Source organism: Pseudomonas sp. TE12234 (assembly GCF_054061835.1).
Genome location: NZ_JBSSEP010000005.1, coordinates 12,140 through 24,553 on the forward strand (window position 1 = coordinate 12,140; position 12,414 = coordinate 24,553).

General features: G+C 59.3%; 11 protein-coding genes. 9 read left to right on the forward strand and 2 right to left on the reverse strand.

Going from position 1 to position 12,414, the window contains the following annotated elements; all coding sequences use genetic code 11:
• Positions 1 to 158: 158 nt before the first annotated feature.
• From ACVWYU_RS09895 to ACVWYU_RS09905, 3 genes are all read left to right on the forward strand, one after another.
• Entirely contained in the window at positions 159 to 431 is a 273-nt protein-coding gene (locus ACVWYU_RS09895) for a TfoX/Sxy family protein (protein ID WP_003228231.1), read from the forward strand.
• Positions 432 to 446: 15 nt separating this feature from the next.
• On the forward strand, positions 447 to 1,247 hold the full coding sequence (locus ACVWYU_RS09900) for a Crp/Fnr family transcriptional regulator (RefSeq protein ID WP_457372609.1): 801 nt from the start codon (positions 447 to 449) through the stop codon (positions 1,245 to 1,247).
• A gap of 338 nt (positions 1,248 to 1,585) precedes the next feature.
• Entirely contained in the window at positions 1,586 to 1,903 is a 318-nt protein-coding gene (locus ACVWYU_RS09905; protein ID WP_457372610.1) for a Rieske (2Fe-2S) protein, read from the forward strand.
• On the opposite strand, the gene sfsA is transcribed toward ACVWYU_RS09905, so the two are convergent.
• Together sfsA and ACVWYU_RS09915 are read right to left on the reverse strand one after the other, a co-directional pair.
• A complete protein-coding gene (gene sfsA, locus ACVWYU_RS09910) occupies positions 1,893 to 2,612 on the reverse strand; it encodes a DNA/RNA nuclease SfsA (protein ID WP_457372611.1) in 720 nt (239 codons plus the stop codon). The two genes, ACVWYU_RS09905 and sfsA, sit on opposite strands and share 11 nt — an antisense overlap.
• Positions 2,612 to 3,784 carry a pyridoxal phosphate-dependent aminotransferase gene (locus ACVWYU_RS09915; RefSeq protein WP_457372612.1) on the reverse strand — a complete coding sequence of 391 codons (1,173 nt, stop codon included), beginning with the start codon at positions 3,782 to 3,784 and terminating at the stop codon, positions 2,612 to 2,614. The genes sfsA and ACVWYU_RS09915 overlap by 1 nt, the downstream gene beginning before the upstream one ends.
• 334 nt (positions 3,785 to 4,118) lie before the next feature.
• Between ACVWYU_RS09915 and dksA the strand changes: the two genes are divergently transcribed.
• The 6 genes from dksA to ACVWYU_RS09945 all read left to right on the forward strand — a co-directional run bounded on the left by dksA (position 4,119) and on the right by ACVWYU_RS09945 (position 12,412).
• The gene (gene dksA, locus ACVWYU_RS09920) at positions 4,119 to 4,562 is read left to right on the forward strand and encodes an RNA polymerase-binding protein DksA (protein ID WP_390957286.1); all 444 of its coding nucleotides are present in this window, start codon (positions 4,119 to 4,121) and stop codon (positions 4,560 to 4,562) included.
• A gap of 192 nt (positions 4,563 to 4,754) precedes the next feature.
• Positions 4,755 to 5,651 carry a tRNA glutamyl-Q(34) synthetase GluQRS gene (gene gluQRS, locus ACVWYU_RS09925; RefSeq protein WP_457372613.1) on the forward strand — a complete coding sequence of 299 codons (897 nt, stop codon included), beginning with the start codon at positions 4,755 to 4,757 and terminating at the stop codon, positions 5,649 to 5,651.
• Positions 5,652 to 5,728: 77 nt separating this feature from the next.
• Positions 5,729 to 5,905 (forward strand): hypothetical protein, encoded by a 177-nt coding sequence (locus ACVWYU_RS09930; RefSeq protein WP_003176118.1) that lies wholly within the window; start codon positions 5,729 to 5,731, stop codon positions 5,903 to 5,905.
• Positions 5,889 to 8,843 carry a sensor histidine kinase gene (locus ACVWYU_RS09935; protein WP_162493939.1) on the forward strand — a complete coding sequence of 985 codons (2,955 nt, stop codon included), beginning with the start codon at positions 5,889 to 5,891 and terminating at the stop codon, positions 8,841 to 8,843. The genes ACVWYU_RS09930 and ACVWYU_RS09935 overlap by 17 nt, the downstream gene beginning before the upstream one ends.
• 22 nt (positions 8,844 to 8,865) lie before the next feature.
• Positions 8,866 to 10,302, forward strand: coding sequence for a sigma-54-dependent transcriptional regulator (locus ACVWYU_RS09940; RefSeq protein WP_090325198.1), 1,437 nt, complete (start codon positions 8,866 to 8,868; stop codon positions 10,300 to 10,302).
• Positions 10,303 to 11,011: 709 nt separating this feature from the next.
• Positions 11,012 to 12,412, forward strand: a complete 1,401-nt coding sequence (locus tag ACVWYU_RS09945) for a polynucleotide adenylyltransferase PcnB (protein ID WP_162493940.1) — start codon at positions 11,012 to 11,014, stop codon at positions 12,410 to 12,412.
• The last annotated feature ends 2 nt before the right edge of the window (positions 12,413 to 12,414 follow it).

A 12,414-nucleotide genomic window follows, 5' to 3' on the forward strand; every position in this document is an offset into this window, starting at 1 on the left:
CTTTTCCCGCTGGACTCACTGAAGTTCATGGCCTTGCAGATATCTGCCGCTTAGAAGCGTTTACGTCGAAATCGACCAAACCATAACGCTTTTCCTACTGATGGCTACACTCCTCAGAAGCTTGCCCACGCACCATTCGGCCATCGCAAGGAGGCTTGATGAATGATGAACTGCAACACCTGAAGAATCTTGGCAAGACGTCGGCGCAGTGGCTGCATGCCGTGGGCATCCACAGCGCTTCGGACTTGCGTCGCCTGGGGGCGGTGGACGCTTACCGGGCCGTGCGTACGCGCGGATTCCGTGCGTCGAAGGTGTTGTTGTACGCGATTGAAGGCGCCTTGATGGACGTACACTGGAACGACATTCCCGCCGAACGCAAGGACGCCTTGAACAAACAGCTGGAAGCCATCTCGTCACGCCACAAGAACTGAACGAGTCTGCTCGCCATGTACCTACTTGGGGAACAACCGGCATACGCCGACGCACTGATCAACCGACTGCAGAATATTCCCGCTCGACTACTCGAAGGCTTGGCCCCTTGCGGCCCATCGTTGGCATTTTCCGTTGTCGAAGACCTTGGCGCCGCATTACCCGGTGATCAACTGTTCATTTTGCAAAACGGGCTGTTACATGGATGCGTCGACAATCGCGCCCTGTTCTATCTGCACGAGGGCGACCTGATCGGCTTGCGCCAGGATATGGAATTGCCGCGCTGTCGTTTGCGCAGTGATAACCCGCTGACGCTGACGCCCTACCAGCGATCAGCGGTTTTCCGGCACATCTATGCCGACCCTCAGCGCTCGGAACTGTTCTTGCAGTACATGGCGGGGCAGACCGCCTTGCTGTCAGACGCCATAGCCCGCCTGAAACAGCCGGAGTTTCGCAGCACCAACGGCTTTCAACGGGTATCCAGTGGCGAAGTGCTTATCCGGCAAGGCGACGAGGCGGACCATGTCTTTGTCATCATTGAGGGTCATGCCGAGGCGTTTGTCGACGGACAGAAAGTCGGCGATGTGCCTAAAGATGAAATTTTCGGTGCCATGGCGGTATTCACCGGCGAAAGACGCAACGCCAGCATTGTCAGCAGTGAGCCGAGCACCATCATGCGCATCCCCAAGGATCAGTTTATGAGCCTGGCCCAGAGCAATCCAAAAATCGCCGGGAGCCTGATCGAAAGCATGGCCCGACGAATCGATCTGCTTAACAAGCAGGTGACACAGTTGACTGCACAGAAAACGACAAATTAAGGCTCAAATGACTGGCGGAACTCAAACCAATCAGAAATGACCAGTTGACTTGATAATGAGAATCGATATTATTACCGCAACTGGTCGCGAGACTGGTCGATATTCTGAAAAGCCCTTGGTTCGGACTCTCGGATTATCTCCTCATCAGGCTAATCACGGTTATTTGACCCGGCTCATGCCGGGTCTTTTTTTGCCTGGGAGAAAGCAGCAACCACCCGGTATCCTAGGCATCGGGCCACCGCTTCCGGCACCGACATGCGTCGCTTGACCCGTTGCTTTCATTTTTGAACGTCGGCTTGGGCATATCTGCACACGAACGACGAAAACCGAGGATGGACATGAAATTTCTTTGTGCCGGCGCCGAACTGGCCGACGCCTGCAGTCGCGGGTTCGAAATCGACGGCCAGAAGCTCTTTGCCGTGCGCCGCTGCGGTCAGGTCTACGTCTATATCAATCGCTGCCCGCACCGTGGTGTTGGACTGGAATGGACCCCAGACCAGTTTCTCGACCCCAGCAACAGCTTGATCCAGTGCGCCACTCACGGCGCCCTGTTTCTGATCGAGGACGGCGAATGCGTGTCCGGCCCTTGCGCCGGACAATCCCTGACCCGCGTGGATTGCCGCGAGAACGCACAAGGCATCTGGATCAGCCTTTAATGCCGAGCAAAACCTCAAGACGCCGATCGACCACCATTTCCTCGTGAGTCAATCGCACACCGTAAGCCAGCACCTCGACCCCACACGCCACGGCCTCACGCAACGCCGCGGCGTAAGCCGAATCGATCTCTTCAGCCGGGCGCACGGCATCGATACCGGTCAGGTTCACGCAGTACAACTGCACCGCCCGGATTCCGTCCCGAGCCAGATGAGCCAATTCGCGCAAATGCTTGGCCCCGCGCTGCGTCACCGCATCGGGAAACGCCGCAACCGATGAGCCCTCGAAGCCCAAGGTGACACTTTTGACTTCCACGTAAGCCGGCCCACTTGGGTAATCAAGGCGAAAGTCGATCCGACTGCTTTCCTGGCCGTAGGCCACTTCGCGCTTAAGCTCGGTAAAGCCATCCAGCTCAGCGATGACTCCGGCGCGAAGCGCCTCTTCGATCAGCCCGTTGGCCCGTGCTGTATTCACACAAAACTGACGCCCGTGCGGGGTTTCGCCAATTTCCCATGTGCCCGGCAACTTGCGCCTGGGGTCATTGGAGCGACTGAACCAGACCTGACCGCCTTCAACCTGGCAATTGAGCATAGAACCGGTATTGGGACAGTGAATGGTCAGCAACTCGCCGCGAACGGTCTCGATATCGGCGAGAAAACGCTTGTATCGACGAATCAGTCGACCTTCTTCGAGGGGCGGATGAAAACGCATCAGCCTTGCCAACTCCGCAAACCGCGACCGATCCGCTCGACCGCTTCGTGCAAGCGTTCCAGGCTTTGGGTATAGGCAAAGCGCACATGATGCCCGGCTTGATAGCGACCGAAATCCAGTCCCGGCGTAAACGCCACATGCTCAGTTTCCAGGAAATGCCGACAGAACGAGAAGGCATCACCGCCGAACTTGCTGATATCGGCGTACAAGTAGAAGGCCCCTTCCGGCTCCACGGCAATTCCGAAACCTAATTCCCTCAAGGCAGGCAGCAGGAAATCCCGACGACGACCGAATTCGGCACGGCGCTCTTCCAGAATCGCGATGGTTGCCGGCTCGAAGCAGGCCAGCGCAGCGTGTTGCGCCATGCTCGGTGCGCTGATGTAGAGATTCTGGGCAAGTTTTTCCAACTCGCCGACCGCTGCATCAGGCGCCACCAGCCAGCCAAGGCGCCAACCGGTCATGCCGAAATATTTCGAAAAACTATTAAGCACAAAGGCGCTGTCGTCGACTTCCAGCACACTGGCTGCATCGGTGCCATACGTCAGACCGTGGTAGATCTCATCCACCACCAGATGTCCATGACGCTCCTTGATCGAAGTCGACAGCGCGGCCAGTTCGTCACGGGTCAGGATCGTCCCCGTCGGGTTGGCCGGCGACGCGACCAATGCACCCACGCTGTCGTGATCCCAATGCCGCTCGACCAGGCCCGGAGTCAGTTGATAACGCACCTCAGGACCTACTGGGACAAGCTGCGCGGCGCCTTCCACCAGGCGCAGGAAATGCCGGTTGCACGGATAACCCGGGTCCGCCAGCAGCCAATGCTTGCCCGGATCGACCAGCAGGGCGCTGGCGAGCAACAGCGCGCCGGAGCCGCCGGGGGTAATGAGAATCCGCCGCGGGTCGATATTCAGGCCATAACGCTCCTGATAAAAACCTGAAATGGCCTCACGCAATTCGGGAATGCCCCGCGCGGCGGTGTAACGGGTCTTGCCCGCTGTCAGAGCGGCCTGGCCGGCGCGAATGATCGGCTCGGCAGTGGTGAAGTCTGGCTCACCGATTTCAAGGTGAATCACATCATGACCGGCCGCTTGCAATTCATTGGCACGCGCCAGCAACGCCATGACATGGAAAGGTTCGATCGCACGACTGCGGGCACTGTAGGACTGAGCCATTGGCCTTCCTTCAACGGGGAAAAGAATCGATTCTACCCAAGCGCAGGAACGAGCGAGAACCTAAAGCGGTCAGACCCCATACAACCTTGGTCGAAAACGACTCAAACGAGTATCCCAGGTTTGACTAAAATCATTAATTGAGCAGCGTTCCAGAGCCACCAGACAGCGCTTTGCCAGTATTTGCAAGCCCCACGGGCCGCAGGCTCGACATCCGGGAGTAGCGCGGCCTGATTTGATCTGGTAAGTTCGCCCGCTTGCAGCCGCAGGGCCGGCGGGTGCCGGTGATGGAGCAATCCTGCGCAGATGGATTACAAGAGTAGAGGCGGTCTATTTCATGTCCACCCAAGCAAAGCAACAAGCGAATCAGACGATCAGCGGCTTCGAGCCCTATGTTCAGAAAGCTGGCGAAGAGTACATGGGCGAGCCCATGCGCAAGCACTTCACCAAGGTTCTGAATCAGTGGAAAAAAGAACTGATGGAAGGTGTCGACAAGACTGTGGACCACATGAAGGACGAAGCAGCCAACTTCCCTGACCCGGCAGACCGTGCCAGCCAGGAAGAAGAGTTCGCTCTCGAACTTCGAGCCCGCGATCGTGAGCGCAAGTTGATCAAGAAGATCGACAAGACGCTTCAGTTGATCGAAGACGAAGAATACGGCTGGTGCGAAAAATGTGGCGTCGAAATTGGCGTCAAGCGACTGGAAGCCCGCCCTACCGCCGACATGTGTGTCGACTGCAAGACCCTGGCGGAAATCAAGGAAAAGCAAGTCGGCAAGTAATTGCGACTTGAACGAAAAACGGAGCGTGCGAACGCTCCGTTTTTGTTTCTGTACAGGAGCGAGCTTGCTCGCAATGGACGACAACGATAATGCGCGCCGCTTGACGACTCGCGGTGTGCAGACGTTTTTTCGCGATCAAGCTCGCTCCTGCAGCTTGATATGCACCTCTCCCGACCAAATAACATCGCCCATATGACCGTCATCACCTCCCCCACCTACATCGGGCGCTTTGCCCCCACGCCCAGTGGCCATTTGCATTTCGGTTCACTGGTCGCCGCGCTGGCCTCGTACCTCGATGCACGCTCGGTCGGGGGCCGCTGGCTGATGCGCATGGAAGACCTCGATCCTCCCCGTGAAGAGCCCGGGGCTCAGGCGGCGATCCTCAAGGCCCTGGAGAGTTACGGGTTTGAGTGGGACGGCGAGATGGTCCGCCAGAGCGACCGTCACGACGCCTACGCCGAAGTGCTCAATCGCCTGTTCAATCAAGGTCTGGCTTACGCCTGCACCTGCTCGCGCAAGCAACTGGAACCGTATCACGGCATTTATCCTGGACTGTGTCGTAATGCCGGGCATGGCACTGAAGATGCGGCGATCCGGATACGCGTCCCTGAACTGGACTACCACTTCATCGACCGGGTGCAGGGAGCATTTCACCAACACCTGGGCCGGGACGTCGGTGACTTCGTGATCCGCCGCCGCGACGGGCTTTACGCTTATCAACTGGCCGTGGTGCTGGACGATGCCTGGCAAGGCATCACTGATATCGTGCGCGGCGCCGACCTGCTCGACTCCACCCCGCGCCAGCTGTATCTGCAGGAGTTGCTCGGCCTGCGGCAACCGCGTTACCTGCACATCCCGCTGATTACCCAGCCCGATGGCAACAAACTGGGCAAATCCTATCGCTCGCCACCGCTCACGGCCGATCAGGCCACGCCTTTATTGCTGCGCGCCTTGCGTGCACTCGGGCAGAACCCTGGCAAAGAACTGGCTTACGCCACACCACGGGAAGTGCTGAACTGGGGCATCACCCACTGGGATGCCCTGCTGATCCCGCGCACACTAAGCTTGCCCGAGGCACAGCTACAGTGATCTTGCTTGCAGTGGCGCGCCCATCCGTTACCATCGCCGCACGTTTTCGGGCACGCGCATAAAAAAGAGAGGCCGGGATGTACATCTATCGCTTGGTCCTGCTCCTGGTAGTGGGGATTTATCTGTTTTCCCCGGCCATCATGGATTGGTGGATCGACGCCACTGGCGCCTGGTACCGCCCTTATTTGCTCTGGCTGATTCTGATCGTCGTGACCTTCATCCTGCAGAGCCAAAAAGATGCCGATGAGCTTTAGCCTGACCCAGATGATCCTGATCAGCGCCGCGTACCTGGCGGTGCTGTTCGGCGTGGCCTGGATCAGCGAACGAGGCATGATCCCGCGGGCGATCATTCGCCACCCGCTCACCTACACCCTGTCGCTGGGCGTGTACGCCAGTGCCTGGGCGTTTTACGGCACCGTGGGCCTGGCCTATCAGTACGGATATGGATTCCTGTCCAGCTATCTCGGGGTGTCCGGGGCGTTTCTGCTGGCGCCGGTGTTGCTGTATCCGATCCTGAAGATCACCCGCACCTATCAGCTGTCGTCCCTGGCGGACCTGTTCGCGTTTCGCTTCCGCAGCACCTGGGCCGGTGCGCTGACCACGATTTTCATGCTGATCGGCGTGCTGCCATTGCTGGCGTTGCAGATTCAGGCGGTGGCCGACTCCATCGGTATCCTCACCCGCGAACCGGTTCAGCATCGCGTGGCACTGAGCTTTTGCGCCCTGATCACGCTGTTCACGATTTTCTTCGGCTCCCGGCACATTGCCACTCGCGAGAAACATGAAGGCCTGGTGTTCGCGATTGCCTTCGAATCGGTGATCAAGCTGATCGCCATCGGTGGCGTCGGCCTGTATGCGCTTTATGGCGTATTCGACGGCCCGCAACAGCTCGAACTGTGGCTGCTGCAAAACCAGACCGCCCTCGCGGCCCTGCACACACCGCTGCAGGAAGGCCCATGGCGCACGCTGCTGCTGGTGTTCTTCGCTTCGGCGATCGTGATGCCGCACATGTACCACATGACCTTCACCGAAAACCTCAATCCGCGCTCGCTGGTCAGCGCCAGTTGGGGGCTGCCGCTGTTCCTGCTGCTGATGAGCCTGGCCGTACCGCTGATTCTGTGGGCGGGCCTGAAACTCGGTGCCACCACCAACCCGGAATACTTCACGCTGGGTATCGGCATCGCCGCCAACAGCAAGGCCCTGGCGTTGCTGGCGTATGTCGGTGGGTTGTCTGCCGCCAGCGGCCTGATCATCGTGACCACCCTGGCGCTATCAGGGATGGCGCTGAACCACCTGGTACTGCCGCTGTATCAGCCACCGGCCGAAGGCAATATCTACCGCTGGCTGAAGTGGACGCGCCGGGCGCTGATCGTCGCGATCATCATGGCTGGCTACGGCTTCTACCTGCTGCTGGGCGCCGAACAGGACCTGGCCAACCTTGGCATCGTCGCCTTTGTGGCCACCTTGCAGTTCCTGCCAGGCGTACTGTCGGTCCTGTACTGGCCGACCGCCAACCGCCGCGGTTTCATCGCCGGGTTGCTGGCGGGGATTCTGGTCTGGCTGGTGACCATGCTGCTGCCGCTGGTCGGCAACCTGCAGGGCTTCTACATTCCGCTGCTGAACATGATCTACGTGCTGGACGATACCAGCTGGCACATGGCCGCAATCGCCTCGCTGGCGGCCAACGTACTGATGTTCACCCTCATCTCGCTGTTCACCAACGCCAGCACCGAAGAAGCCAGCGCTGCCGAGGCCTGCGCCGTGGACAACGTGCGTCGCCCGCAGCGCCGTGAACTGCACGCCGCCTCCCCCCAGGAATTCGCCACGCAACTGGCCAAGCCCCTGGGCGCCAAGGCCGCGCAGAAGGAGGTCGAGCAAGCCCTGCGCGACCTCTATCTGCCTTTCGACGAGCGACGGCCTTATGCCTTGCGCCGCTTGCGTGACCGGATCGAAGCCAACCTCTCGGGCCTGATGGGCCCGAGCGTGGCCCAGGACATGGTCGAAACGTTCCTGCCTTACAAGGCTGGCGGTGAAAACTACGTCACCGAAGACATCCACTTCATCGAAAGCCGTCTCGAGGACTACCACTCCCGCCTGACCGGCCTGGCCGCCGAGCTCGACGCCCTGCGCCGCTATCACCGCCAGACCCTGCAGGAATTGCCAATGGGCGTGTGCTCCCTGGCCAAGGACCAGGAAATCCTCATGTGGAACAAAGCCATGGAGGAATTGACCGGGATCGCCGCGCAACGTGTGGTCGGTTCGCGCCTGGGTACCATTGCCGACCCATGGAGAGAATTGCTGCAAGGCTTCATCAACGTGCCGGACGAACACTTGCACAAGCAGCATTTGGCCCTCGACGGCCAAACCCGCTGGCTGAACCTGCACAAAGCGGCGATCGACGAGCCCCTCGCGCCCGGTAACAGCGGCCTGGTGCTGCTGGTGGAAGACCTCACCGAAACCCAGATGCTCGAAGACAAACTGGTGCATTCGGAGCGCCTGGCCAGCATCGGTCGTCTCGCGGCTGGCGTGGCCCATGAAATCGGCAACCCGATCACCGGCATCGCCTGCCTGGCGCAGAATCTGCGCGAAGAGCGCGAGGAAGACGGTGAACTCAAGGAGATCAGTGGTCAGATCCTCGAACAGACCAAACGCGTGTCGCGCATCGTGCAGTCGTTGATGAGCTTCGCCCATGCCGGCAGTCATCAGCACAGCGACGAACCCGTCTGTCTGGCCGAAGTCGCCCAGGACGCCATCGGCCTGCTGGCCCTGAACAGACGCAATTTCGAAGTGCAGTTCTACAACCTGTGCGATCCGGACCACTGGGTCGAAGGCGACCCGCAGCGGCTGGCCCAGGTATTGATCAACCTGCTCTCAAACGCACGCGATGCCTCGCCCCCGGGCAGCGCGGTGCGCGTCAAAAGCGAAGCCGGCGAACACACGGTCGACCTGATCGTGGAAGACGAAGGCAGCGGAATACCATCGAGCATCATGGACCGATTGTTCGAACCCTTCTTCACCACCAAGGACCCTGGTGAAGGTACCGGTCTGGGCCTTGCACTGGTCTATTCCATCGTTGAAGAGCATTATGGACAAATCACCATCGACAGCCCGGCTGATGTTCAGAGCCAACGCGGCACCCGTATCCGGGTGACATTACCGCGTCATGTCGAAGCGACGTCCGCTGTGAACTGAGACCGTCGAGAGTATCGAATCAATGCCGCACATTTTGATCGTCGAAGACGAAACCATCATCCGCTCCGCCTTGCGCCGCCTGCTGGAACGTAACCAGTACCAGGTCAGCGAAGCCGGTTCAGTGCAGGAAGCACAAGAACGCTTTACCATTCCCACGTTCGACCTGATCGTCAGTGACCTGCGCTTGCCAGGCGCTCCTGGCACCGAACTGATCAAACTCGGCCAAGGCACTCCGGTGCTGATCATGACCAGCTACGCCAGCCTGCGCTCGGCGGTCGACTCGATGAAGATGGGCGCGGTGGACTACATCGCCAAGCCTTTCGATCACGACGAAATGCTCCAGGCCGTCGCGCGTATCCTGCGTGACCGCCAATCGACACAGACCAGCGGTGAGCCGGTTGCCGGCAAAGTCGCCAACGGCGCGGCGAAACCGGGTATCGACAACAGCAACGGCGAAATCGGCATCATCGGTTCGTGCCCGCCGATGCAGGATCTGTATGGCAAGATCCGCAAAGTGGCGCCTACCGATTCCAATGTCCTGATCCAGGGTGAGTCCGGCACCGGTAAAGAGCTGGTGGCGCGCGCCCTGCACAACCTGTCGAAACGCGCCAAGGCGCCGATGATCTCGGTGAACTGTGCAGCCATTCCGGAAAGCCTGATCGAATCCGAGCTGTTCGGCCACGAAAAAGGCGCGTTTACCGGTGCAAGCGCCGGGCGTGCCGGCCTCGTGGAAGCAGCGGACGGCGGCACCCTGTTCCTTGACGAAATCGGCGAACTGCCGCTTGAAGCCCAGGCCCGCCTGCTGCGCGTATTGCAGGAAGGTGAAATTCGCCGGGTGGGCTCGGTACAGTCGCAGAAAGTCGATGTGCGCCTGATCGCCGCGACTCACCGCGATCTCAAGAGCCTGGCGAAGATCGGTCAGTTCCGTGAAGACCTGTATTACCGCCTCCACGTGATCGCCCTGAAACTGCCGGCCCTGCGCGAGCGCGGTGCCGACGTCAACGAAATCGCCAATGCGTTCCTGGCGCGGCAGAGCGCGCGGATCAACCGCACCGACCTGAAGTTTGCCCCGGATGCCGAGCAAGCCATTCGCCACTACTCGTGGCCGGGCAACGTTCGTGAGCTGGAAAACGCCGTCGAGCGCGCCGTCATCCTGTGCGAAAGCCCGGAGATTTCCGCCGAGCTGCTGGGCATCGACATCGAGTTGAGCGATCTCGAAGACGACGAATTCATCGGCCTGGCACCGCAACAAGGCAACACGGCGGCCAACAACAGCCACGAGCCGACCGAAGACCTGTCCCTGGAAGACTACTTCCAGCACTTCGTCCTCGAACACCAGGACCACATGACCGAAACCGAGCTGGCCCGCAAACTCGGGGTCAGCCGCAAATGCCTGTGGGAGCGTCGTCAGCGCCTGGGCATCCCACGGCGCAAGACCGGGGTAGCCAGCGAAAGCTGAACCCCACCTGTCTCATGTGCGGGTAACACATGATTTTGTGAAAAAACTGTTACCTCAGGTTTTTCACGTAACAGAAGCCGGGGCTTACGGTAACGAAGCCCCGGCTTTTTTTGGTCTCCACAAACCCCATCAGTACGGCCAAGCCCTTGTTTTGCTGGGGTTTGCAAAAGTTGGCACGCACCCTGCTATATGTTTGGTACAAGAACAATAACAAGCAATGCACAAGACAATAAAAATAAGACGAATCGACTCACGCACAATAAAAACAAGACGGCGAGAGGCGCAGCTAACTGATTCTTTTGGAGAGGCGTTGTATTTGGGGCTTGCCCCACGACCAGGCCGAGAACAACAAAAAACTGTCTTAAGACAGAGCCTGTACTGGTTGGATCGTAAGATCACTGCAACACAGCGACCAAAGCAATCCGTTTGCTCTTGGCTCCCGATTGGGAGGGTCATGAAGGAAGACTTCATGGCGAGGGCACTTAACAAAAACAAAAAGCCCGAAACCAATAACAAAAACAGAGCATGCAACTACTTCTTGGGGAGCTTCGGCTCCCCTTGTAGTTTCTGGCTTCAAGCCAGACTACGACATCTCCTTCAAGCGCTTTCGCAGCTTCCTACACCATCCCCCGACTAAATGCTAGAATCCCCGCCCATCATGCGGTCATTCTTTGTTTTTGGCCGAACATTCCTTCAAACAGTGCATCCCATGCTGAAGAAGCTGTTCCAGTCATTCCGTACTCCCCTGCGTCGTACGCAACACATCCGCAGCACGCCTGAAGTGCTCAACAGCGGCCAACACTCGCTGCAAAAGGCTCAATTCAGCCGTTATGCGGTGAATATCGTCGAACGCCTGCAGGGCGCCGGCTACCAGGCGTACCTGGTCGGCGGTTGTGTGCGCGACATGCTGCTCGGCATCACGCCGAAAGACTTCGACGTCGCCACCAGTGCCACCCCCGAACAGGTACGGGCCGAATTTCGCAACGCGCGGATCATCGGTCGCCGGTTCAAACTGGTGCATATCCACTTCGGCCGAGAAATCATCGAAGTCGCGACCTTCCGCGCCAATCACCCGCAAAACGATGAAGAGGAAGACAGTAACCAGTCCTCCCGCAACGAGAGCGGGCGCATCCTGCGCGATAACGTCTATGGCACCCTGGAAGAAGACGCGCAACGCCGCGACTTCACCATCAACGCCCTGTATTACGATCCGGTCAGCGAGCGCATCCTCGACTACGCCAACGGCGTGCACGACATTCGCAATCACCTGATCCGTCTGATCGGCGATCCGAAGCAACGCTACCAGGAAGACCCGGTGCGCATGCTGCGGGCCGTGCGTTTCGCCGCCAAGCTGAATTTCGGCATCGAAAAGCACAGCGCGCTGCCAATTCGCGATCTGGCACCGATGCTGCGTGAAATCCCTTCAGCCCGCCTGTTCGAAGAAGTGCTCAAGCTGTTCCTCTCCGGCCATGCCGCGGACACCTTCGAGATGCTGGTCGACCTGCAACTGTTCGACCCGCTGTTCCCGGCCAGTGCCGAAGCGCTCGAATACAACCCGACCTACACCCACACCCTGATCAGCGAAGCGCTGATCAATACCGACCTGCGCATCAAGCAGAACAAACCGGTAACTCCGGCCTTCCTGTTTGCAGCACTGCTTTGGCCTGCGTTGCCGGCACGGGTGCTGCGCCTGCAGGAACGTGGCATGCCGCCCATTCCGGCGATGCAGGAAGCGGCTCACGAGTTGATCGCCGAACAATGCCAGCGCATCGCCATTCCAAAACGCTTCACCATGCCGATCCGCGAAATCTGGGACATGCAGGAGCGCCTGCCACGTCGCAGCGGCAAACGCGCCGACCTGCTGCTGGACAACCCGCGGTTCCGTGCCGGTTACGACTTCCTGCTGTTGCGCGAAAGCGCGGGCGAGCAGACCGATGGCCTGGGCGAATGGTGGACGGATTATCAGGACGCCAATGAAAGCGAACGTCGCGACATGATCCGTGACCTCAGCGGCAAGGACGAAGGCACCGGCGCACCGCGCAAGCGTCGCCGCAGTGGCGGTTCCAAACGCAAGCGCGCTGCAGGCGCTTCGAGCACCACGGGCGAATAATC

Bases quoted from the DNA above. Each gene is read 5' to 3' on its own strand.
- ACVWYU_RS09895 (WP_003228231.1), top strand. From the start codon at position 159: ATGAATGATGAACTGCAACACCTGAAGAATCTTGGCAAGACGTCGGCG.
- ACVWYU_RS09900 (WP_457372609.1), top strand. From the start codon at position 447: ATGTACCTACTTGGGGAACAACCGGCATACGCCGACGCACTGATCAAC.
- ACVWYU_RS09905 (WP_457372610.1), top strand. From the start codon at position 1,586: ATGAAATTTCTTTGTGCCGGCGCCGAACTGGCCGACGCCTGCAGTCGC.
- sfsA (WP_457372611.1), bottom strand. From the start codon at position 2,612: ATGCGTTTTCATCCGCCCCTCGAAGAAGGTCGACTGATTCGTCGATAC.
- ACVWYU_RS09915 (WP_457372612.1), bottom strand. From the start codon at position 3,784: ATGGCTCAGTCCTACAGTGCCCGCAGTCGTGCGATCGAACCTTTCCAT.
- dksA (WP_390957286.1), top strand. From the start codon at position 4,119: ATGTCCACCCAAGCAAAGCAACAAGCGAATCAGACGATCAGCGGCTTC.
- gluQRS (WP_457372613.1), top strand. From the start codon at position 4,755: ATGACCGTCATCACCTCCCCCACCTACATCGGGCGCTTTGCCCCCACG.
- ACVWYU_RS09930 (WP_003176118.1), top strand. From the start codon at position 5,729: ATGTACATCTATCGCTTGGTCCTGCTCCTGGTAGTGGGGATTTATCTG.
- ACVWYU_RS09935 (WP_162493939.1), top strand. From the start codon at position 5,889: ATGCCGATGAGCTTTAGCCTGACCCAGATGATCCTGATCAGCGCCGCG.
- ACVWYU_RS09940 (WP_090325198.1), top strand. From the start codon at position 8,866: ATGCCGCACATTTTGATCGTCGAAGACGAAACCATCATCCGCTCCGCC.
- ACVWYU_RS09945 (WP_162493940.1), top strand. From the start codon at position 11,012: ATGCTGAAGAAGCTGTTCCAGTCATTCCGTACTCCCCTGCGTCGTACG.